The organism is Yersinia alsatica, assembly GCF_902170305.1.
GTDB lineage: Bacteria > Pseudomonadota > Gammaproteobacteria > Enterobacterales > Enterobacteriaceae > Yersinia > Yersinia alsatica.
The window spans coordinates 78,260-101,429 of sequence record NZ_CABHWW010000026.1 but is presented as its reverse complement, the minus strand read 5'-3'; the positions used below and the strand labels follow the sequence as shown (position 1 = coordinate 101,429).

Below are 23,170 nucleotides of genomic sequence, written 5' to 3'. Positions count from 1 at the left end.
ATATCAAGATGAGATAGTGGCGTTATTATCTGCCACTATCTCGCCCCCTAATTGCGCATTATCTTTCCTGTGCAACATTAATACCCCCAATAATACCAATGCACTGCCAAGCAATTGTGATGCGGATAAAACTTCCCCCAGCAGAAAATAAGCAATTACTGCGGTGAACACTAATTCCAGGGTTAACAATAGACTGGCTACCGCCAGTGGCAATGTTTTCAAACTAAGATTAAACAGGCCAAATCCCAGTAATGTGGGGCCTGCGGCCAAAATCAGCAATAGCCACCACCCCGACCATTGGATGCCCTCGGCCCCCATGGATAAGAAAAATAGATTTCCCACCATTTGCTGTAACCCCTGTACCGGGAACCACAGCAGCAGTTGATTAAATATCAATTGATAACCAGCAGAAAAACCAAACACGTATAAAATTGTATTCCACACTGGATAACGACGGTCGGTGGCAATCCGCCCGGCTAAGGTATAAAAGCTATAACCTACTCCCGATGCCAGACCAATAAATAGGCCGATAAAATTAAAGTCTGTCGCCGTGATATTTACCCCATCACTGACTAAAAAACAGCCCAGCAGACTGATAATAATCACCAGCAGCTCACGCCAGCCCATATATTCGTGATAAAAAATCCAGCCAAGAAAAACTGTAAAACCCACAGAGCAATAGACCAGAATAGTGGAGATTGATGCGCCATTTAAGGCAACAGATTCTGTCCATAAGCCATTAAATACTGCCAGCAATAGCCCATACGAGAGATAGAATTTCACTTGGTCGCGGCGTAATTTAGCCCACTGCGGCTTGGTCACTAATAGAATCGGCAATAACACCGCCGCCACTAATGCTGCGCGCCAAAAAGCCAAAACCGATGTTGGCAAATGATAATGTGCCGTCAGAATGCGAATAATAATGCCAGTAAACCCTAATAACATGGCACTGATAATCGCCAAGATATAGCCTTGCCGTCTACCGGTAAAAAAAACACCGCCGGTCAGCGGCGTAGCCATCGTTGATGGGGGTAATCCCGCCGGTATTGCCATAGCAGCCTCATTAGATTCACAACATCAATTAATGGGATGCAATTTTACGCTGACGTTTTTGGGCGACCAGAGCCACTTCCCCACTGATTAATACAGGCCACTTTTTCTTGCTTGAAGCCTTGTTAACATTGGGTATAGTGAAAGTCTCTTTTCTAAAGTGAGCCACTTTAGGCGCAATCACATGCACATTCCATTAGACCGGCAACAAGACATTCCACTGTATTTGCAAATTGAAGAGGCGCTACGCCGGGCTATTCTCAGTGGTGTATTTGCCGACGGCGATAAATTGCCCTCTACCCGCACCTTGGCGGCAGAATTATCGGTGAGTCGCCTGACCGTGGATAATGCCTATGCCGAGTTGGCGGCGAAAGGTTTGTTACAGCAACGCCGTGGCAGCGGGGCTTATGTACGCTATCTCCCGCCACCGCTCAGCCAGCCACAGCCACTATTACAAGGCGAATTTCCACTCGACCGTTTTACTACCGTGACTTCGCGGCTCGACGGTTATGCCGATATTCCCTTACCTGCGGACACCATCAATTTTGCCGCTGGGATTGGCAGCCCGAAGATTTTCCCGCTGGATGAATTTCGCAAAATTCTGCAATCCATATTGCGCCGTCATGCTGAAGAGGCCTTCAGCTATGGTGATTACTGCGGTTACTATCCACTGCGCGATACACTCAGCCGGATTCTTTCTGCTCAAGGTATCCCGACGCGACCAGAGCAATTGCTGATAACCAATGGTTCGCAGCACGCCATCAGTTTGGTGAGCCAATCACTGCTGGCACCCGGTGATACCGTTTTGGTCGAAGAACCCACTTATGCCGAAGCCTTAGCCCTGTTCCGCCTGCATAAAGTGAATATCGTGGCACTTCCCAGTGACCAACAGGGGATGAAGCTGGATACCCTGCCGGCGCTATTGGTTAAGCATCAGCCCAAACTTATCTATTGCATCCCCAACTTTAATAACCCGACTGGCCGCTGTATGAGTGAAAGCCGCCGCCACCAGCTATTGCAGATGACCCGAGCGGCGGGAGTGGTGATTTTGGAAGATGACTATGTCGGTGACCTGCGTTATAGCGGTAAAAAGTTGCCGTCACTGCGTTCGCTTGCCGCTCCGGGCGAAGTTATCTATGTCAGCACCTTTTCCAAAATGTTGTTGCCAAGCATGCGGATTGGCTATCTGGTGGCGGACCAACCCCACTACACACAATTGGCACGTTTGAAGCATGTCGATAGTTTTACCAGTTCGAACCTGATCCAACGGGCGCTGGATGCCTTTGTCACGGTCGGGCGTTATGACAAGCAGTTGCGCCGGGCCTGTCGTTTGTATCGTCAGCATTTGGATGCGATGACTGCCGCACTCACACAAACCTTACCACCCGATTGCCAGTTTGAAATACCGGATGGCGGGCTATTTATCTGGCTACAACTCCCTGAAAATGCGCCAGTTTCGCGCCTAATGCCACTGGCTTGGCAGGCGGGAGTGACTTTTGCAAAGGGAGGCGGATTTTACACACAAGAGTCCTGCGGCGAATTTACCCTACGCCTAAATTTTGCGGCTAATTCGCCAGAGCTGATAACCCAAGGGATAGCGCGCTTGAGTAGCGCAATTCGCCAGTGTCAGGCACAAAAAAGCCCGGTATAACTACACCGGGCATATAAAATGAAATAGCTTTATATTACAAGGATGCTAGCCACAAACGCAGCTTCATGCCCCAATAACTGGTCCAGCCGCTCGTGTGTTGCACCATCTTTCCTTGATAGAGAATCACCACCGTCGGGGTGACATTGACTTGCCATTGCGCCGATAATTGGCCTTGCGGATCATTAATCACCGGCAATTGATAGCCTTTCTTACTTAACCAGCGATCCACTTGAGCAGCATCGCCAGAACGCAAGGCGACAGTCAGAACATTTTCACCCTGTTGTACCAACTGATTGACACTGGGTGTGGTGAATTTGCACACGCCACACCATGTCGCCCAGAAATAGATAAGCAAAGGTTTTTCCTGACTCATCTCCTGCAAGGACACCGTCGTCCCTGCCAACGTCGGCAATGCCGTATTCGGCCAGTCTGCCGGTGCCTGTGGGCTACGTAGCCAATCCATGCCCAGTGAAACCACCGCCACTACGAGCAATAAAATGGCTAACTCTTTACCCCAGCGTTTTAGGCGACTCATTTACCCGCCTGCGCCAGTTGCTGTTTTACTATCTCCTCCAATTGTTGGTAAGAAATCGCGCCCGGTATCATTTGGTCGCCAATCAAGGTGGCGGGAGTGCCCTGAACCCCCAGTTGGTCAGCCAGTTTCAGGTTAGTGCGCAATACATTCAGGCTTTGCTCACTGGGCTCCACCGGCGTCACCCCGGTTTTCTTTTGCGCCGCCGCAATACTGCTGGCATCGTGGAACCCTTTTTTCGCCATTAAGCGCTGATGAAAGGCCAGGAACTGCTCTGGATGCTGTTGCCACAGTGTCAGCGCCAGTCGGGCGCTGGTAACTGAACTTTCACCTTTAAATGGCAAAGGTTTTATCACCACCGCCACTTGCGGGTACTCTTTCACTAACTTTTCCAGCAGCGGATCAAATGTTTTACAGAATGGGCAGTTGTAATCGGTAAAAGACACCAGCGTCAGTTGCGGGGCTGTAGCACCAAACCGTGGGCTACCGGGGTCCTGATACAGAGCTTGCTTATTGGCGGCGATAAACTGGCTCAGTTGTTGCCCTTGCGCTTCATTGGCTTGCTGTTGCCAGGCATTGACTGACTGCTCCAAAATATCAGGGTTCGCTATCAGCGTTTCACGGATCAGTTCTTTGATACGTACCTCTTGTTCTGGCGTAAAAGGAGCCGCGGCCCACAATGGCGTCGAAAACAGCAGGAACAACCACACAGTTAAGATTCTCATTTTTCATTTCCTTTAGCGTCGGCCAACACTTTTAATAAAACATCACGATCCAGCAGAGGAGAAAGTACCGTTCCCTGCGGCTGTTGTGGCCCATAAATTTGATTGAACGGGATGGCGACACTGCCGCGTTCACGTAGAAACTCAGTGATATCCGCCGACGGACGAGTCCAATCTCCGCGTAGTGCCACCACATCCGGTGCTTGCAGGGCTTGCTGCACATCATCACGCATCAGCACGTGTATCTTGTTAACTTTGCAGGTCACACACCAATCAGCAGTGACATCAACAAACACCCTTTTATGCTCAGCCAGCGCCTTTTTAATGGCTGACTCGCTTAATGGTTGCCACGGAATATTGTCATGCAGCGGCTTGCGCCATAAATCAGCCGTCAACGACCCTACCAACAGCAACCCGCCCACCAGCAAGATACCTATTAGGCTGACGATAGCGGCGATGCGAATGCCATAACGCCAGCCAATAGCCAGCAACAGCGCCAGTAATAATATTCCGGCAATCAACATTACGGTTTGCAGGCCAACATGGCTGATCATCAAGCTCAACAACCACAGACTGGACACCAACATCAGCACGCCCATCGCAATTCGTAGATGGTTCATCCAGCGACCGGGACGCGGCAGACACAGAGCCAGTTTTGGCCATGCGGCAACCGCCAGCCAAGGCAGGCTCATACCCACGCCGAGGGCAGTAAAAATACCCCACAGTGCTGGCAACGGCGCCGCCAAGGCAAAAGCCACCGCAGTACCGAGAAATGGTGCGGAGCAAGGTGTGGCCAATAAAGTTGCCAGTGCGCCCTGCCCAAAGTGACCCGCCATACCGCGCAAGCCCGGTTTTTCAACCCGTGGTGCGGCAATGCGGGAGTTTAGCGATGAAGATAGCTGGATTTCGAATAGACCAAATAGGTTGGCGGTGAAGAGTGCGGTGACCAACACCATAAAGCCGATAAACCACGGGTTTTGGAACTGAATCCCCCAGCCAAGTGCATGGTTACCTAAACGCAAGGCGGTCATCAACAAGGCCAGTAACCAGAATGAGGTGACTATTCCGGCACTTGAGGCGAGAAACTGCCAGCGTACCTGACGGCGTGTTTGATGTTCAGTTTGCAGAATCGAACTTAGCTTCATCGCTAATACTGGCAGCACACAAGGCATCAAGTTAAGAATTAACCCGCCAGCTAGCGCCATTAATACCCAAGACCAAAAAGTCGTCGTGGATTGCGGCAAAGTCAGTGCTTGCCCGATAGTCACGGTGGCCTCTTGCGCCAGCCCGCCATCAGTAATCACCATGGTAAGTTGCTTGCCGCGCAGGTCTGCAGTGCCCTCTCCCCAACCATCGGTTGCGGGCACTCGTACCGATAACTGATTGCCATGTACGGCAACCACCGGCTTGCCGAGATCAACATCCTCGAGCGTATCGAAGAACAGCTCTGGCCGCTGCCAGCCCTCATCACGTTGGGCGAGAATTTGCACTTCACTCTGATTAAAACCGGCCTGAATCTGCTTAGTCAGAGCATTGGCAATGGGCACCTGCCCCATCGCCTGCGCAAAATCATGTTCGAACTGCTGTTGATTTTCCGCACTGACTGGCGAGGAAAGGTCGAGGCTAAACGGGTAGTCAGTCAAAATGCAGACATTGCTGCAAGTCGAGAGGGTCAGTATTCCGCTCAATGTATTGGGGACTTTGCCGGAGATCACTATCGGTATCATCGCCTGCTCATGATATCCCTGAGTCGAAATCCCAGAGACATCAAAGCGCTGCGGAACTGGCCAATACCACTTAACCGCCTCAAGAGGTGGCGCCCAGGTTATGGTGGGAGCAATCCCGCCTTCACCCGGCGAACGCCAATACGTTTTCCACCCCTTTTCCAGTTGGACGGTCAGTAACATTCGGGTTTCATTGCCAACCGAAGGCTCGGCATGAATCCGAACTTTGGCATGGTCATTTTGCGGGCTGACCAACCAGCCGCTGTCTGCCGCCCAAAGGGTTGGCATCCAAAACAGCAACAGACAGAGCAAAGCTGTCTTGCTTAAATTGCGCATTAATCTCTCCATGAATAAATTAAGCACAGCAACAATGATGTCGCTATGGTTATTCGCAACACGCAGTTTTATGAAAAACAGCGAGTTATGAAATACAGTTATTCAAAGGGTCTGGCTATTCTCGGAAAATGCACAATCTTAGATGCACCCGTAAACCGCTGGGTGAGATGGCTCTGGGTGGCGGGAACCGCATACTGGTCGGCGCTATCGGCACCAACAACAGCAACAGTAGACCCAGAGAGAAAATCGCTAATTCGAACAGCACGGGCGGTGACGCCAGTAGGGATTTGGCGCTCAGTTCACAAGGTGTCGGTGCTTCTTCCCCATCGGCCACAATCTGTGATGATGATGTTAATAGAAGAGTTTTTTCCAACGCGTGCAAGCTGGCGATGCGTTGAGTCATACAAACCAGTATGACCAGGCAAGCCAGACAGAGGAACCACTTTGCGGCGCGTTGTCGTTTAAACATGCTTGTTACTTAATAATCCCATTCAGTTATAGCGCTTCATCTTAACGATATAATTATCATTATCAATGCTTGGTTGGTAAACAATGGTCAATTTGGATGATGTTCTATGCAATAGATCGATGAGTGACTGCCACCCACGACGTGGGCTAGCGATACGTGCGCAAGCGCGGAGAGTTCCACAAAGGGTCACACGCTGCCCCGAACCCGATACATTTTTGGCCAAGCATTCATCCAAACCCAATAAGAATATATTGGTTACTCACATTTACAGGTATCATACCGGCAGCCTACGTCTCGCGCCGGGCCACCGATAAATCTCCTCCACTGCGAAGGACAGGTTATATGCAACCTTTGAACGGCCCAGGTGTCCCCATTGCGACTGATCGCAATGTTGCACCCACTAAATTGCCCTCACCGGGCCAAGTGGAAGATCAAGCGCTTACCCCTGCGCAACGCACCACGCTGGAAAAGCTGATTGTGCGGATTATGGCTCTTAGTCCGATAAAATCGGCCGAGATTTGGGCTGGCCTGCGCCATGACCTATCCCTTGGCAGCACCAGTGATTTACTGGCTCGCCACTTCCAACCGGCTGAGCAACTGCTGCAAGGCCGGTTAACACAAGCGCAAGAAAATCATGCCAATCACCAATTGCGTCAGCAACTGACCGAACTACTGCCCCAAGGCAATAATCGACAAGCTGTCAGTGATTTTATTCGCCAGCAATTTGGTCATACGGTATTAAGTCAGTTAACCCATGCTGAGTTGCAACAAGTATTAATCTTGCTGCAATCCGGTACCTTGAATATTCCGCAGCCGCAATTGACGACGATTACGGACAGGCCATTACTTCCTGCAGAACATCAAAATATTCAATCTTTGGTGGCGAAACTCAGCGCCGCCACCGGTGAGCAACCGGCTAAAATCTGGCAAGCCCTGTTTGATCTGGTGGGAGTGAAAAGTAATGACCCACTGCCCGCACGCCATTTCCAGATACTCAGTCAGTTTTTGCAGACTAAAGTGGCACTCAGCCAGCAAACTTCCCCCACGTTGGTCAATCTGCAAACCGCACTGAAGCAACCTGCCGATGCGCAGGAACAGCAGCTATTAATTGATTACAGTCAGAATCGTTTTCACGCCAGCCCGACCACACCACTGACTCAAGCGCAGCTAAATGACATTATTAATGTTCTCTTTGCCGCCCGATTAGACCGCGCCAATGCAGCACAGCGCTTAGCGGAAGATCAGCAAACCCTTCAGCCACTGATAAACCCACTCATTGCTGCATTACCACAGTCGTTACAATCTTTATTGCAAAAGCCATCATTGGTATTTGTTACGCTGATTATTGTTATGGCTTTTTTATTGGCGATTTTTCTTTAATCAACAGCGCGCAATAATCTGTTGGCTTAGGTTTTTTTTTGCCTGAGCCAACACACTGACGACAACAATATCAAAGTGCTAATAATCCCCAACCTACCCCGGCACTCCAGAATAAAAATGGCAAAGAGTAAGCATGGAACTTCAACCAAATCGCCGGTTCACCGGACATTCTGAGCGCAATTAAATTCGCCATAGACCCCAAGGCAAAACCAAAGCCACCAATATTGACGGCATAAGCGACCAGTGCACTGGAGGGGAGATAATTAAGCAATAAAATCGTGGCAGGAACATTGCTTATCATTTGGGATAAACCGATCCCCAACACATAAGCTGCTGCCGCAGACAAGGTTTTAATTTCACCAAACAATGACTGTAAACCGGGTAATTCCGTCAGTAAGCGCACATCAATAAACATCGCTATAAAGACCACGATCAGGCTCCAATCTATCGCCAGTAAAACCCGTCGCGCCAACAGTAATAACCCTGCAAAAACAATCAGTAAGCCATAATTCGCCAAACCTAGATCTACACAAATAATAAAAATCACATACAGCGTCAGGCAACTGAGTAACAGGCGAAACTGATAGGGATAAATGGGGCTGGAGGTATGCTTATTAATTTTGCGTGCGGGGAAACGCCACCAAGTCACCGCTAATAATGTGAATAGAATAATCGCGGCCAAGGGGGCCATCTGACGGGTAAAACCAATAAAAGAGAGCTCAGAACGGCTCCATAACAGAATATTTTGTGGGTTACCGATTGGCGTTAATAATGAACCCGCATTCACCGCCAGTGCAGAGAAAATAATCAGGCGGGAAACCGGTAAAGAAGATATTTTCTTCAGTGTCAGGATCAGTGGAACAATGATAAACAGAGCCACATCATTCGTCAGAAAAGAGGATAATACCGCCGCTGACAAGACAAGAAACAACGCCAGATGCCGCTCGGTATGCAATGTGTTTATAATCTTACGGCCAATAAAATCGAAGTAGCCGCTAACCTCAACCCCTTTCGTTAGTAGCATTAATCCCAATAAAGTGACAATGGTAGTCCAGTCAATAAACTGAGGGAACTCAGCTACTTTTGCTGGCATCAATGCAGTTAAGCCGATCCCCAGAATCAATAAAATATGTAGCAGGCGGTCTTTCAGAAAAGGGCTAAAAAGCGTTTTTATTGCACGCTGAGTGGTAGCAAGTAATGTCATCAGAGAATCTACAAATAATCGGGGCTGACCAAGAAAGGTCACGTTAGCGCAGCCAATCGTTTTATGCCAGCCCCTATTATCTGTTAGCTGCTAAACCCGCAGGTCAGCAGCGCCGAACTAGATCTGGGTATTTTGTTTTACTGCCTTTCTAAAGTCATCCATTGAACAGAATCCTTTAGCATCAATCGGGCAACCTTCTATTTCCAACGTGACACGTTTTGGCGGAGCCTGAAGTGACAACGGTGTTTTATTACGAATTTGCTCGGTCGACAGATAGATATATTCAATCTTCATCAGATCTTTGTTTTGTTTAATATCTTTCCAGCGTTCAAATACCACTTTGCCACTGATCGGCGTTCTCTCAAATTGATCTGGCAATTGGTACTCTTTGGTTTTGAGCGCAGCTAACAAGGACGCAATATTAGAATCATGGCCAACCAATACCGCCAACTTGGCTTTTTGTGCCGCTGACTCATTGGGTGTTTTATCACCTTTGGGATCAAGAGCAGAACTGATAAAGCCCACTAGTTTCTCGGCGGCATTATCTGCAATAGCCGGGGAGCCAAAGAGTGTTTCATGGTAGAGGTTCTTGATATCAATTAATTTGCGCCACTCTTCCGCTGACTGTATCCGCCCCCATGCCACATCTTTTGCCGGGAAACCTTCATAATATTGCAGCATGAAAGCATCAGAGGCACCGGTACCCAATTTCAGTGGGCCAGTAATACCCGGTTCTTTATTCTGCACTAATACAATCTCAGTCGGCTGGGTGCTCCAATCACATTTTTTATCGACCAGACATGCCGGTGAGTTTTTATAATCCAGAATCTTAGAGAGTAAATCATAATTAGGCTGTAGCCGTTTATTTAAACCCTCGACCCCGCCCGGCCCTGCATGCTGGTTAATAGAGGCCAATGCTTTTTCTTTAAATTCAGGCGTCACATCCAAGGTGATAATCGGGTTAAAGACCGGATCCATCTTGCCGATCTCTTTTTGGTGAGCAACAGGGACATTACAACCTGGGAAAGCGCCGAAGAGGAAATGCTGTGCGGTATCAATCGTTCTTGGCAAGCTATTGGCATAAGTAAACACGGTGGTCGGTGCCGGGCATCCTTTTGATTTCAGTAACTTGGTCTCTGCCAACCACTGGCGGAAATACCCGCCCATCATCGACTCAAGCTCCGCGCCTTTTGGCGTCAAGTAGCCTCCTGGAGTGCTCCATTCTGGCCATTTATCCGGGGTTGCACTGGAAAGCATATCGCCATAATTCACCAGAGGTGCACGTATACCGTGCCGGCTCATCACTAAAACCTGTTCAAGCTTATAATTGCCGCTTTTATCCTGAGCCACTACCTTATCTTGAGCCGCAATATTGGCCGAAGCAGGTAAGAGTATTGCCAATAAGGTCAGGGTATAGGCCGTCTTTACTTTTATCATCCCAAACTCCATCATCCGTTGGTGGCATAAGTAGTAAATAGACTTTCGATTGCTACAGATTTGTTACAACAGAGATAATAGACGCAAGGGAGAGGTAAAAGTGGAGTCATATCACAGTTCCACTTATTATTTTATGCAGATGAATCTTGATATTACCGCAGATTTGGATGGTTATCCCCGGTCAGCACTGACTCTTGTGGAGTGCCAAGTTCAGTGCTAACGCTATTCTCTGTTAAGCGATTTTTTATCCAATGAATTAAACTCTGACAACTCAGTGATTATTTTCTGCCCGGCATATCAGGAATGATCAGATCGCCGCGCAATGCATATGAACCTAGCACACTCTCGGTTTTCTGATTGAGCCACGTCACTATTTTTGCCGCCATCGCATCCATAGAATATTCAATTGCTGGAATTGTCGGGATCCCCGGATAATGTAATGAACCGGCAAGACTGAATACCATGATGTCATCTGGAACCGATTTATTAAATGCCTGTAGCTGCGGAATAACACTCTGGGCTTCCTGTTCATCAGCCACCAGTAGAGCATTAAAATTGAGTGTTGCGCTGCTATTGAGCAAAACTTGTAATGCAACCGACGAAGAGGATGAATCCATAAAAATCAGATCGCGGTTAAAGGGCAAAAAGTTATTTTCCAGTGCGCGCTTATACCCTAACAGTACATCATCCACATAACCGCTGGTGTCAGGATTAATTAAAGCAATTTTCCTTCTACCCTGCTTTATCAAATAATTACAGGCAGTCTCTGCGGCAAATGCATGGTCGAACTGGATACTGTTAGTGGCATCGGCGTCCATACAGTCAACCAGAATAATACTGTCGTCCGCGAGATTAAGAGGAAAACGGGCACCAATAATCAACACGTCATCACACAGCCCGCAAGTTAATTCATCAAGCGCCTGCATAACTTCAGCTCTGTTGTTGGCAAAGCGCAATAACAAATGTTTTTGATGCTGGCTCAGGTGCTTTTCAAGGGCATATAAATAACCCGTTGTTTGGTTAATATTCTCTTGTGCACAGATAACACCAATACAGCCGGTTGACTGGCTTAATAGTGATTGCGCGATAACATTTGGCCGATAATTCAGCTCTTCTACCGCTTTTAGTACGGCAAGACGGCTAGCTTCCTTAACGCCGCGCGAACCACTCAACACCCGTGATACTGTGGCTTTAGAAACCCCAGCTAAACGTGATACATCGTTGATTGTAGACATGATTCTCTCCTAGCAGGCTTTAGTCCTTGCCTGTCGTTCCTCAATACAGCTTAGGCCCATCTATTGCAGCCTCCTTGAGTATAATCGTTTCCATTTGGCATGGAAACCGAATTTCCATCCTTATCCGAAATAGTTATCCAATCATCAAACCTGTGATGTCCATCAAATAAATAATCCCTATATATACTGGACTTTGATGGCTATCACAATTCCACTCACTACGGATGGAAAACGGTTTCCGTATGATATCCAATAATCGCCGAAACAGCCGCTTTGATAAAATGGAAAACGGTTTCCGTACAGTATCAAAACGTGATGAGCAAGGTATCAAAACGTTATTCGCCATGATTTTTTTATTCTGAGGATGGTTGTAGATGTTCAAGATTATGTTGTGTTGTTCCGCCGGTATGTCCACCAGCATGCTGGTTAGGAAAATGCGGACCGTTGCCGAAGAAAAAGGCATACCGGTAGAGATTGATGCGTTTGGTGTATCTGAATTTGATATTCAGTTTCCGCGCTATCAGGTCGTTCTGCTCGGGCCGCAGGTGAAATACATGTTAGGTATGCTCGCAGAGAAGGCTGCGGTTCACGGTATTCCCGTTCAGCCCATCGATATGATGGACTACGGCATGCAGCGTGCCGATAAAGTCCTGGACTATGCACTGTCGCTCATTGACGCGACCCACTAAGAAGGTATTCACATGAGTTCTTTATATCAATCAATGGTTGCTGTTATTGAACAATCAATTACGCCGCTAGCCGGGCGTCTGGGACAGCAAAAATACGTTATTGCTATTCGTGATGGTTTTACCGCTGCACTGCCTTTCATGATCATCGGCTCATTTATGTTGGTGTTTATTTTCCCTCCCTTCTCGGCCGAAACCACCGTAGGATTCGCCCGAGCCTGGCTGGATTTCTCTCAGACCTACCGCGCACAACTGATGTTGCCTTTTAACTTGAGTATGGGAGTGATGACATTATTCATTTCTGTCGGGGTTGGGGCGAGTCTGGGGCGACAGTTTAATCTTGATCCCGTGATGACTGGCTTACTAGCATTCATGGCGTTTATGCTTGTCGCCGCGCCTTATGCTGATGGCAAAATCTCTACCCAGTATCTTTCTGGTCAAGGGATCTTTACCGCGCTGATTACCGCGATTTATTCCACCCGTGTTTATGCCGCACTGAAACAACACAATATTACGATTCGCTTGCCGAAAGAGGTTCCGACGGGTGTCGCACGCTCTTTTGAAATACTGATCCCGGTATTAGTCATCATTGGTACTCTGCATCCACTCAATTTATTTATTGAGTCACAAACTGGCATGATCATTCCAGAAGCCATTATGCATTTACTGGCACCATTGGTATCTGCATCAGACTCTCTGCCGGCGATGTTACTGTCAATATTGCTGTGCCAGATTTTCTGGTTCTCAGGCATTCACGGTTCAATGATTGTCACTGGCATTATGAGCCCGTTCTGGATGACCAACCTGGCAGCAAACCAGGCAGCATTAGCTGCTGGAGCCGCCTTACCACATATCTATCTACAAGGTTTCTGGGATCACTATCTGCTGATTGGCGGCGTGGGTTCTACATTGCCACTGGCTTTCCTGCTGCTACGGAGCAAAGTTACTCACCTACGTACCATCGGTAAATTAGGTATTGTGCCGAGCTTCTTCAACATTAACGAACCTATTTTGTTTGGCGCACCAATCATTATGAACCCAATCATGTTCATACCATTTATTGCGGTGCCAATGGTTAATGCCATTCTGGCTTACACCGCCACCAAATTTGGCTGGTTGGCGCAAGTGGTTTCCTTAACACCGTGGACAACACCAGCACCTATCGGTGCTTCCTGGGCAGCAAACTGGGCCTTTAGCCCGGTGGTTATGTGCCTGATATGTATGGTGGTTTCCGCTCTTATCTATCTGCCATTCCTGCGTGCTTATGAGCATTCCCTGTTAAAAATTGAAGGGGAAAAAAGCCTCAATAACGCCCCATCGCTTTCAGATACCGTCCGTAGCAACTGATAACGACAAGAGAAAAAACGAATGAAATACCAATTTCCAGAAAACTTCTGGTGGGGGAGTGCCAGTTCGGCACTGCAAACCGAAGGCGAAAGTCTGCAAGGTGGCAAGAGCCCCACCACTTGGGATGCCTGGTACGCCAGCCAACCTTCGCGCTTCCACCAGCAGATTGGCCCGAATGACACCTCAACATTCTATCGCAACTGGCGACAGGATATTGCGTTGCTCAAGCAACTTAACCACAACAGTTTTCGCACCTCGCTAAGCTGGGCACGGTTAATCCCAAATGGGGTCGGTGAAGTCAATCCAGAGGCTGTTAGCTTTTATAACAATGTGATAGACGAACTTTTGGCGCAAGGTATTACGCCATTCATTACCCTATTCCACTTCGATATGCCGATGGCGATGCAGGAGATTGGCGGCTGGGAAAACCGTGCAGTGATCGATGCCTGGAAGCACTATGCCGAAGTGTGCTTTGAACTGTTCGGCGATCGAGTTGAACATTGGTTTACCTTCAATGAGCCTATCGTGCCAGTAGAAGGCGGTTATCTGTATGACTTCCATTATCCTAATGTAGTGGATTTCAGACGCGCGGCCACCGTGGCCTACCATACCGTGCTGGCACATGCGACGGCGGTGAAAGCCTATCGTGCGGGTCGGTATAAAGGCGAGATTGGTATCGTGCTTAACCTGACACCATCTTACCCGCGTTCGCAAAACCCGGCGGATCTGCAGGCAGCGGAATATGCAGATTTACTGTTTAACCGCAGCTTCCTTGATCCGGCATTGCGCGGTGAATATCCGCAAGAGTTAATTGATTTATTGTGTGATTACGACCAAATGCCAGTGCGCCAACCAGGGGATAAAGCGCTGATTGCGGAAGGTAAAATTGACCTTTTGGGGATTAATTACTATCAACCGCGCCGAGTAAAATGTCGTGATGCTGCAGTCAACCCACAAGCCCCTTTTATGCCCGAATGGCTGTTTGATGCTTACGAAATGCCCGGAAGGAAAATGAACCCTTACCGTGGCTGGGAAATTTATGAAGCAGGAATTTACGACATCCTCACTAATTTACGTCTTAATTATGATAACCCGCGCTGCTTTATTTCCGAGAATGGTATGGGTGTTGAAAATGAAGAACGTTTTTTACAGGATGGAATAATTAACGATCAGTATCGAATAGATTTTGTTTCTGACCATTTAAAATGGCTACATAAAGGTATTAGTGAGGGTTGTCATTGCCTTGGTTACCATATGTGGACGTTTATCGATAATTGGTCATGGTGTAATGGCTATAAAAATCGTTATGGTTTTGTTCAATTAGATTTAACCAGCCAGAAACGTACCATCAAGAAAAGCGGCGAATGGTTTACCACGACTGCGGCTAATAATGGCTTTGATTAACGTCAATGGTTTTAATTAATGTAGGAATAAATAATGGTTGAGTTAGAAGAAGCAGTAATGGAAATTATTGTTAATGCTGGGCAATCTCGTAGTCTTTGTTTTGAAGCACTTCAGGCGGCACGCAAAGGCGACATTGACCGAGCCAAAGGCTTGCTGTTAGAGGCTGACGACTTTGCCCGCCAGGCACACCATATGCAAACCAAGCTGATTGAGCAAGATGCCGGTGAGGCCAGACAACCGATGACATTAATTATGGTGCATGCTCAGGATCATTTAATGACATCTTTATTGGCTCGAGAATTATCGGAAGAAATTATTCATCTTTATCAGCGTTAATATTAGAGAAAATAAATATAGCAATATTATCCATTTTCAACGGAGAGATTATTACGCAAAAATTTAAATAACACTCAATAAAATACATTATAAAAACAACCTTACTTTGGTGATGGCATAATTATCCTGTCTGTACCCAATATATTTCGAGTTGCAGGTAGGCGGCAACTGAATGAACTCAAGGAGTTGAGATAACTCAATGACTTGGGTGAATGATGGTAGCCAATACCCCTGCGGCTTGAAAGATGACGGGTATAATTCGAACGGGATAATTATTATCTAAATAATACCTTATTAAATTGAGATAGCGATGAAAATATTTAAGCAGCTTCCATTAACAATGGCGGTTATCGCCGCGCTTTGCCCTATTTCTGTATTTGCTCAAGGAGCAACACAAACAACACAGGAATTAATTACACCTGAACAATTAAATAAAATTGTTGCACAGGCTGTGGAAAAAGCACTGGCAGAGCGCCAGGAAAAAATAGACTCGGCACTGGTTAAAAAGAAAAATATCGATATCGTTGATACCTCAGCAATCAAACCATCGCCAGAGACGGAAATTCCTTATGGCCTAAAATTTAATGCTTATGCCCGTTACGGTGCGCATTTCCAAGCGGGCGACCAAAAATATATTGGCGTGGATGGCTCCTATAATGGTTCTTCAGCCATTGGTCGTCTGGGTAATGAAGGTAATGGCGGGGAATTCCAACTGTCCAAAGCCTTTAAAGGCAGCAACGGCGCACTATGGGATGTGGTGGTCATGCTTGACCACTGGGGTGATGAAGTTAACCTGAAAAAAGCCTATGCCGGTGTCACTAACCTGTTTGAATCTCAGCCGAATGCCTATTTATGGGCCGGTCGTGATTTCCACCAGCGTCCACAGCAAGGTATTAACGACTACTTCTGGATGACCCATGATGGACAAGGTGCCGGGATTAAAAACCTGGATCTTGGTGTTCTGCAACTCGATGCCGCAGCTGTAGGTTCAGTACAATCCTGTAGCCCGCAAGTGGTCGCAGACCAAACTAACCCATCACGCATTACCTGCACCGGCGGTTCTGGAACAGGCGATAGCGGCCACTATGCCCTGACATCAAAAATCCATGGCGTGAAGATGGGGCCGATCGATTTTGAACTGTATACCAACTATGGTTTTGATTCTAAAGCTATTGAGAGTGAAGAAAAACTGAAAGCCTGGCAGACCGCTGTGGTGCTAAGCCACAAGGGTACCAATATCGAAAACAAATGGGTTACCCGTTATTCAGACAACTCAGATAATAGCGTCTACAACAAAACCAGCGACCTTCGCACGGTTTATACCAGCCTTGAAGGCACCTATAAATTCACACCACAGACATCTGTCACTTATCTCGCGGCGTTCCATGATTACGACCGAAGCAATCATAATGAAGACAACCGCCGCAACTATGGCGTAATTGTTCGTCCGATGCACTTCTGGAACGATGTCCACTCGACCTGGCTTGAGGCGGGTTATCAACGGGTAGATTACGATACAGGCGGTGACAACAAAGGTTGGAAACTGACGCTATCTCAGAATATCTCTATCGATATGGGTGCCGATTTCAGACCAATGCTGCGCTTCTATGTCACTGGCGGCGAAGTCGACAACAAACATACCGCCACCACCACCGACACAGAAGATACCCGTCTGGATTCCTTCAACATTGGGGCCATGTGGGAAGCCTGGTTCTAGTCCTGCTCGCTCAGGGTAGCCGCTTCGGCGGTTATCCTGAGGCAATATCACCTCAAAGAAATCCTATCCAGTCGTTATAAGCCTTGGTTGTCTTACTGCATATCTGGCTGTTATCTTGATATTCACATGAAATAATTCGCCCATCAGCAAACGACACTGGATAGGAATAATAATGAAAATTTTGGGTCTTATTGGCGGAATGAGCTGGGAATCAACTATCCCTTATTACCGAATGATTAATCAGCAGGTTAAAGAGCAATTAGGGGGATTACACAGCGCCAAAATTATCCTCTACAGTGTCGATTTTCATGATATTGAACAGCTGCAAGCTAAAGGTGATTGGCCAACCGCTGCACAGCTGTTGTCTGATGCTGCCGTGTCACTAAAACGTGCTGGGGCTGAGGTTATCGTGGTATGTACCAATACAATGCATAAAGTGGCAGACGAGATTGAAGCTGCCAGTGGACTACCTTTGTTGCATATTGCCGATGCTACTGCGGCACGAATTAAGCAGCAAGGGATCAGTAAAATCGGTCTGCTGGGTACCCGCTATACCATGGAACAAGATTTCTACCGTGGCCGCTTAACAGAGAAACATAATATTGAAGTGATTACGCCAGACAGTGCTGATCGCGAAATCATTAATCGTATTATTTATGAAGAGCTTTGCCTCGGTATCATCAATGAAACTTCTCGCCAGGAATACCGCCGTATTATGGGTAAATTAGAGCAACAGGGCGTGCAAGGCATTATTTTCGGTTGCACCGAGATTACCTTGTTGGTTAATGCGCAAGATGCCAATGTGCCAGTGTTCGATACCACGGCGATACATGCCAAAGCAGCTGCCGAATATGCACTGAAATTCCAATAACTTTGTCCAAAATGATTGCCGCTGCAACCTGGCGGCACAAACGAAGAATATTAGCCGCTAATAATATTCTTGCCGGCGGCTTTCGAGCTATAGAGCATTCTGTCTGCACGAAGTAATAATTGCTCCTGTGCCTCATTCGCCTCTAACTCAACCACGCCCAAGCTCATTGTCACATTTATATTGCCATCCACCGGCATTATCTCAATGAGCTGCCTAATTTTCTCAGCAATATTTTTAGCCTCAGCTAATTGCGTATTTGGTAAGACAATCATAAATTCATCGCCTCCCCAGCGGCCTAAAATGTCAACCTCTCTAATATTATTCCTAATCACATCAACAATATGTGTCAGGGCTAAATCCCCGACAGAATGGCCGTATCTGTCATTAATTGATTTAAAGTCATCTAAATCCAGGGAGAGTAATGATAATGGCTGACAAAAACGCTTAGCACGGTGATATTCATGCTTAAGTACTTTCTCCAGCAAATAACGATTTGCGGCTGAAGTTAATACATCCGTTTCTGAAAGAATCTTTTTGATATCTAATTGCTGCTTTAGCTGAAAGTTGGTTTCACGTAGCTCAGCGGTTCGCTCCTCGACTAATGCCTCTAACGATTTATTCTTTAATTCTAATTTTTCAAGAAGATGCTTTCTATCATGAATATTCCGGTGAGCGCCGATCATCCTTGATACCGAACCATCACGGTTACGTTCGACCACCTTGCCACGATCCTCAATCCAGATATAACTGCCGTCATGGGTGCGGCAACGATATTCTGTTTGGTATCTCTCGGCCTGATTACTAATATAAGCATCAAACTGAAACATTACCCTTTCAAAATCCTCCGGATGGATAATTTTCTCCCAGGTATGTACAGTATTTTCAAAAGCATGGGCCGGATAGCCCAGCATTTCATACCAACCGGTATTACGGTAAACAAATCCAGTGTTTGCATTCCAATCCCAGATACCATCACTTATCACTTCGAGAATTTCATGAACAACGCGCTCGTTTAAATCGGCAATCTTAATTTTCTGATCACTTTGATTATGGCTCATTGAACTACCCTGCTGTGTAGTAAATTAAAAGGTAGAAATAAATTTGTTTAATTATTGTTTTAATATTGTGAATTAACGTTTTTGGGCAGGCAAGGGTTTTTTTAGCTTTAAATTTGACTTTAAAAGAATATAAATGCATTAAAAACAGAATGAATTTGCGTTAATGCGTTAGCATTCAATCACCTACTTTCTATGCCGTTATTTACTTGGGTTATTTAGTATAAGATATTTTTATGAATAACAAGTGATCAACTAACACTCTTTTATAGAAAGAGATGAAATTAACAAAAAAGAGATGATTCTCTGATGATTACACTATTTTTTCGCAATTGTGTTTATTTTATAGCGAATAAAAAAGCCCGCGATCACTCGCGGGCCTTATTATTAAGCATCAACTAGCACAAATAGCTGCTTATGATCTTATTTCTGGTATTTACGCATAACCAAAGTGGCGTTAGTCCCACCGAAACCGAAGCTGTTAGACATAACAGTTGTCAGTTCACGTTTAGTTGGCTCAGTGATGATATTCATCCCCTCAGCCTGCTCATCCAGTTTTTCAATATTGATGCTTGGTGCGATAAAGCCGTGTTCAACCATTAACAGGCTAAAGATAGCTTCGTGCACACCTGCGGCACCCAGAGAGTGACCGGTCATAGCTTTAGTTGAAGAGATAGCTGGGGTGTTATTACCAAACACTTCACGAATCGCGCCCAACTCTTTCACATCACCAACCGGGGTAGAAGTGCCGTGTACGTTCATGTAGTCGATTGGGGTATCAACGCCCTGCATAGCCATCTGCATGCAACGCACTGCGCCTTCACCTGATGGAGCCACCATATCAGCACCATCTGAGGTCGCGCCGTAGCCAACAATCTCAGCATAGATATGTGCACCACGAGCCAGAGCATGCTCAAGCTCTTCAACCACGACCATACCGCCACCGCCTGCAATTACAAAACCATCACGGTCTTGATCGTAGGTACGGGAAGCTTTAGTCGGGGTTTCATTGTATTTGGTAGACAATGCGCCCATAGCGTCAAACTCACAGGCCATTTCCCAGCATAGCTCTTCACCGCCGCCTGCAAACACAACGTCTTGCTTGCCCAGTTGGATCAGTTCCACAGCATGGCCAATACAATGTGCGGAAGTGGCACAAGCAGAGCTGATGGAGTAGTTAACACCTTTGATTTTAAACGGTGTTGCCAGACAAGCGGATACACCGGATGCCATGGCTTTAGTCACCATATAAGGGCCAACGCCTTTCAGGCCGCGCGGAGTACGCATAGCATCGGAGCCAGCAACCTGGTTGCGAGGTGAACCACCACCGGAACCAACAACCAGCCCACTGCGGAAATTAGAGACTTGATCTGGAGCCAATTTAGAGTCTTCAATCGCTTCTTGCATCGCAAGATAAGCATAAATTGAGGCGTCGCTCATAAAACGCAGCACTTTGCGGTCAATAAGGTCTTTTGGCTCTGCCGCCAGCTTTACATCGCCCCATACATGGCTGCGCATACCTGCGTCTTTAAATTCCTGAGCGAAAGTAATGCCAGAGCGGCCTTCCTGCAAAGATGCCAGAACTTCCTGCTGGTTATTACCAATGCTGGAGACAATACCCAAGCCAGTAATTACTGCACGCTTCATTCAATACCTCTTCCACTTATTTTACATTCGGGATTTTGCAACGCACTTTAGCGTACAGTTGTACGCCGAACAAGTCCGATCAGCGTAATATACCCAGATAATTTTACGATTTGCACGCGGCGGGTCACATAGTTAGAATCGCCCCACCCCTTGAGATACGAGTCTTTAAACGTGAGTAATCCCCCAATCCAAACGGCAACCTTGAGCTGGAATGAACAGGGTACACCTGTATCGGAACAGTTTGATGACATCTATTTTTCCAATGAAGATGGGCTGGAAGAGACTCACTACGTTTTTCTTAAGGGCAATGGCTTCCCCGAGCGCTTTGTTCAACACCCGCGCGAAAACTGCATTTTTGCCGAAACCGGCTTCGGTACCGGATTGAATTTCCTGACATTATGGCGTGACTTCGCCCATTTCAGACAACAACATCCAGCAGCAAAACTTCAGCGATTACATTATATTAGCTTTGAAAAATACCCACTTCAGGTCGCCGATTTAGCCGCTGCCCATGACCGCTGGCCGGAATTGGCCGCTTTTGCTGAGCAGTTACGGGCGCAGTGGCCATTACCGCTTGCGGGATGCCATCGTATTTTACTGGCCGAGGGCGCCATCACTCTGGATTTGTGGTTTGGCGATGTCAACACTCTGCTGCCACAGTTGGATGCCAGTTTGAACCATCAAGTCGATGCCTGGTTCCTTGATGGTTTTGCTCCGGCTAAAAATCCGGATATGTGGAATGACACGCTATTCAATGCCATGGCGCGCATGGCAAGAACCGGGGGAACATTTGCCACCTTTACTGCCGCCGGATTTGTGCGTCGTGGATTGCAGCAAGCTGGATTTGAAGTGGCGAAAGTCAAAGGTTTCGGGCAAAAACGTGAAATGCTGACCGGTATTTTACCGCAAAGTCTCGCAACCCAATCTGCGCCTTGGTATCACCGGCCGGCTGCAGCCCATTGCAATGACATTGCGATTATTGGTGGTGGAATAGTCAGTGCGTTAACCGCTTTGGCCCTGCTACGCCGTGGTGCCAAGGTGACACTTTATTGTGCTGATACACAACCGGCACAAGGGGCTTCAGGTAACCGACAAGGGGCACTCTACCCGCTGCTGAATGGTAAAAAAGATGCACTGGAAACCTTTTTCACCAGTGCCTTTACCTTTGCTCGCCGGCAATATGATCAGTTAATTGAGCAAGGAATCCACTTTGACCATCAGTGGTGCGGCGTCAGCCAATTGGCGTTTGATGATAAAAGCCGCGGCAAGATTGATAAGATGCTGCAAATAGACTGGCCACCACAACTCGCCGAAGCCATGAGCCGTGAACAACTCAGTTCACTAGCAGGGTTGGATTGTGCTCACGACGGCATTCACTATCCGGCGGGTGGCTGGCTTTGTCCATCAGACCTCACCACCGCGCTCATCGCTCTGGCACAGCAAAATGGCATGACCTGCCATTATCAACACGAGCTGCGCCAGCTAGAGCACATTGACGGACGATGGCAGTTAGTTTTCCAGCAACCACTGTCCGCCCAACAGCATGCCACTGTCGTGCTTGCTACCGGCCACCGTTTGCCGGAGTGGGAGCAAACTCGCCATCTGCCGCTGTCTGCGGTGCGTGGGCAGGTTTCGCACATCCCCACCACACCAGAACTCAGCCAGTTGCGTCAGGTGCTGTGTTATGACGGCTATCTGACCCCAGTGAACCCTACCAATCAGCATCATTGTATTGGTGCCAGCTATCAGCGCGGCGATATCGCCACCGATTTTCGCGCCGAAGAACAGCAAGAGAATCGGGATCGTCTGCTGCGTTGCCTGCCAGAAGTGAGTTGGCCGCAGCAAGTTGATATCAGTGATAATCAGGCGCGTTGTGGGGTGCGATGTGCTATCCGCGACCATTTACCGATGGTGGGTGCGGTGCCAAACTATGCCGCTACGTTAGAGCAATATCAGGATTTGCCGCGTAAAATTCAGCAAGGCGAAGAAATAGCACTCGCCCCAGTGTGGCCGGAGTTATTTATGGCGGGGGCACTAGGCTCACGCGGGTTATGCAGCGCACCACTGGTGGCTGAAATTCTGGCGGCACAAATGTTTAGCGAACCGTTACCATTGGATGCAACAACACTGGCAGCACTCAATCCTAACCGCTTTTGGGTACGAAAATTACTGAAAGGTAAGCCGGTACAACATCGTACTCCGGCAGCTTCTGAGGCAAATATCAGTCAGTGATTCGGGTAAGTGAACGCCGCTAACAACCCTGCGGTTTCAAGGACAAAAGAAATGCCCAAAGTCATTGGAGCTGCAGGTAGGCAGCAAGCGAACGCATCCCGATGAGCTTACATCAGTAAGTGATTCGGGTAAGTA

Annotated in this window: 19 protein-coding genes; 9 read left to right on the top strand and 10 right to left on the bottom strand. The window is 47.4% G+C overall.

All coding sequences use genetic code 11. The annotated features are described in order from the left end of the window. Positions 1-3 precede the first annotated feature (3 nt). Entirely contained in the window at positions 4-1,053 is a 1,050-nt protein-coding gene (locus FTA96_RS14635; RefSeq protein WP_050150973.1) for a DMT family transporter, read from the bottom strand. Positions 1,054-1,234: 181 nt separating this feature from the next. Between FTA96_RS14635 and pdxR the strand changes: the two genes are divergently transcribed. Further along, positions 1,235-2,701, top strand: a complete 1,467-nt coding sequence (gene pdxR / locus FTA96_RS14630; protein WP_050120824.1) for a MocR-like pyridoxine biosynthesis transcription factor PdxR — start codon at positions 1,235-1,237, stop codon at positions 2,699-2,701. 34 nt (positions 2,702-2,735) lie between these two features. Here the strand turns inward: pdxR and FTA96_RS14625 are convergent, their stop codons facing one another. The 4 genes from FTA96_RS14625 to FTA96_RS14610 form a co-directional block, all read right to left on the bottom strand. Then, positions 2,736-3,236: a protein disulfide oxidoreductase gene (locus FTA96_RS14625; protein WP_145574200.1), complete on the bottom strand. Its 501-nt coding sequence runs from the start codon at positions 3,234-3,236 to the stop codon at positions 2,736-2,738. Then, positions 3,233-3,958, bottom strand: a complete 726-nt coding sequence (locus FTA96_RS14620; RefSeq protein WP_050132920.1) for a DsbA family protein — start codon at positions 3,956-3,958, stop codon at positions 3,233-3,235. Before FTA96_RS14620 ends, FTA96_RS14625 begins: the two co-directional genes overlap by 4 nt. Continuing rightward, positions 3,955-6,015, bottom strand: coding sequence for a protein-disulfide reductase DsbD family protein (locus FTA96_RS14615; RefSeq protein ID WP_145574198.1), 2,061 nt, complete (start codon positions 6,013-6,015; stop codon positions 3,955-3,957). The genes FTA96_RS14620 and FTA96_RS14615 overlap by 4 nt, the downstream gene beginning before the upstream one ends. A gap of 115 nt (positions 6,016-6,130) precedes the next feature. Next, complete coding sequence (locus tag FTA96_RS14610) at positions 6,131-6,484, bottom strand: hypothetical protein (RefSeq protein WP_050106065.1); 354 nt, start codon at positions 6,482-6,484, stop codon at positions 6,131-6,133. 342 nt (positions 6,485-6,826) lie between these two features. Between FTA96_RS14610 and flk the strand changes: the two genes are divergently transcribed. After that, on the top strand, positions 6,827-7,864 hold the full coding sequence (gene flk, locus FTA96_RS14605; protein ID WP_050106064.1) for a flagella biosynthesis regulator Flk: 1,038 nt from the start codon (positions 6,827-6,829) through the stop codon (positions 7,862-7,864). A 70-nt stretch (positions 7,865-7,934) separates the two neighbouring features. Here the strand turns inward: flk and FTA96_RS14600 are convergent, their stop codons facing one another. The 3 genes from FTA96_RS14600 to FTA96_RS14590 form a co-directional block, all read right to left on the bottom strand. Then, positions 7,935-9,068, bottom strand: coding sequence for an SLC13 family permease (locus tag FTA96_RS14600; protein ID WP_050145460.1), 1,134 nt, complete (start codon positions 9,066-9,068; stop codon positions 7,935-7,937). A 117-nt stretch (positions 9,069-9,185) separates the two neighbouring features. Continuing rightward, positions 9,186-10,505, bottom strand: coding sequence for a bifunctional glucose-1-phosphatase/inositol phosphatase (agp, locus tag FTA96_RS14595; RefSeq protein WP_050106062.1), 1,320 nt, complete (start codon positions 10,503-10,505; stop codon positions 9,186-9,188). Positions 10,506-10,783: 278 nt separating this feature from the next. Beyond that, positions 10,784-11,740, bottom strand: coding sequence for a LacI family DNA-binding transcriptional regulator (locus FTA96_RS14590; RefSeq protein WP_050120818.1), 957 nt, complete (start codon positions 11,738-11,740; stop codon positions 10,784-10,786). Between the two features lie 374 nt (positions 11,741-12,114). Between FTA96_RS14590 and FTA96_RS14585 the strand changes: the two genes are divergently transcribed. From FTA96_RS14585 to FTA96_RS14560, 6 genes are all read left to right on the top strand, one after another. Next, positions 12,115-12,429, top strand: coding sequence for a PTS sugar transporter subunit IIB (locus tag FTA96_RS14585; protein WP_050106060.1), 315 nt, complete (start codon positions 12,115-12,117; stop codon positions 12,427-12,429). Positions 12,430-12,441: 12 nt separating this feature from the next. Further along, positions 12,442-13,773, top strand: a complete 1,332-nt coding sequence (locus tag FTA96_RS14580; RefSeq protein ID WP_050106059.1) for a PTS sugar transporter subunit IIC — start codon at positions 12,442-12,444, stop codon at positions 13,771-13,773. Between the two features lie 21 nt (positions 13,774-13,794). Further along, positions 13,795-15,177: a glycoside hydrolase family 1 protein gene (locus tag FTA96_RS14575; RefSeq protein ID WP_050106058.1), complete on the top strand. Its 1,383-nt coding sequence runs from the start codon at positions 13,795-13,797 to the stop codon at positions 15,175-15,177. A gap of 33 nt (positions 15,178-15,210) precedes the next feature. Then, complete coding sequence (locus FTA96_RS14570; RefSeq protein ID WP_050106057.1) at positions 15,211-15,513, top strand: PTS lactose/cellobiose transporter subunit IIA; 303 nt, start codon at positions 15,211-15,213, stop codon at positions 15,511-15,513. Positions 15,514-15,823: 310 nt separating this feature from the next. Beyond that, positions 15,824-17,230 carry a carbohydrate porin gene (locus FTA96_RS14565; protein ID WP_050106056.1) on the top strand — a complete coding sequence of 469 codons (1,407 nt, stop codon included), beginning with the start codon at positions 15,824-15,826 and terminating at the stop codon, positions 17,228-17,230. A gap of 172 nt (positions 17,231-17,402) precedes the next feature. Further along, positions 17,403-18,101, top strand: coding sequence for an aspartate/glutamate racemase family protein (locus FTA96_RS14560; protein WP_050106055.1), 699 nt, complete (start codon positions 17,403-17,405; stop codon positions 18,099-18,101). A gap of 50 nt (positions 18,102-18,151) precedes the next feature. Here the strand turns inward: FTA96_RS14560 and FTA96_RS14555 are convergent, their stop codons facing one another. Together FTA96_RS14555 and fabB are read right to left on the bottom strand one after the other, a co-directional pair. Beyond that, positions 18,152-19,159, bottom strand: a complete 1,008-nt coding sequence (locus tag FTA96_RS14555; RefSeq protein WP_050106054.1) for a sensor domain-containing diguanylate cyclase — start codon at positions 19,157-19,159, stop codon at positions 18,152-18,154. A 420-nt stretch (positions 19,160-19,579) separates the two neighbouring features. Then, a complete protein-coding gene (gene fabB / locus FTA96_RS14550; protein ID WP_145574197.1) occupies positions 19,580-20,803 on the bottom strand; it encodes a beta-ketoacyl-ACP synthase I in 1,224 nt (407 codons plus the stop codon). A 171-nt stretch (positions 20,804-20,974) separates the two neighbouring features. On the opposite strand from fabB, the gene mnmC reads away from it, so the two are divergent. Continuing rightward, complete coding sequence (gene mnmC / locus FTA96_RS14545) at positions 20,975-23,035, top strand: bifunctional tRNA (5-methylaminomethyl-2-thiouridine)(34)-methyltransferase MnmD/FAD-dependent 5-carboxymethylaminomethyl-2-thiouridine(34) oxidoreductase MnmC (RefSeq protein WP_145574195.1); 2,061 nt, start codon at positions 20,975-20,977, stop codon at positions 23,033-23,035. Positions 23,036-23,170: the final 135 nt, after the last annotated feature.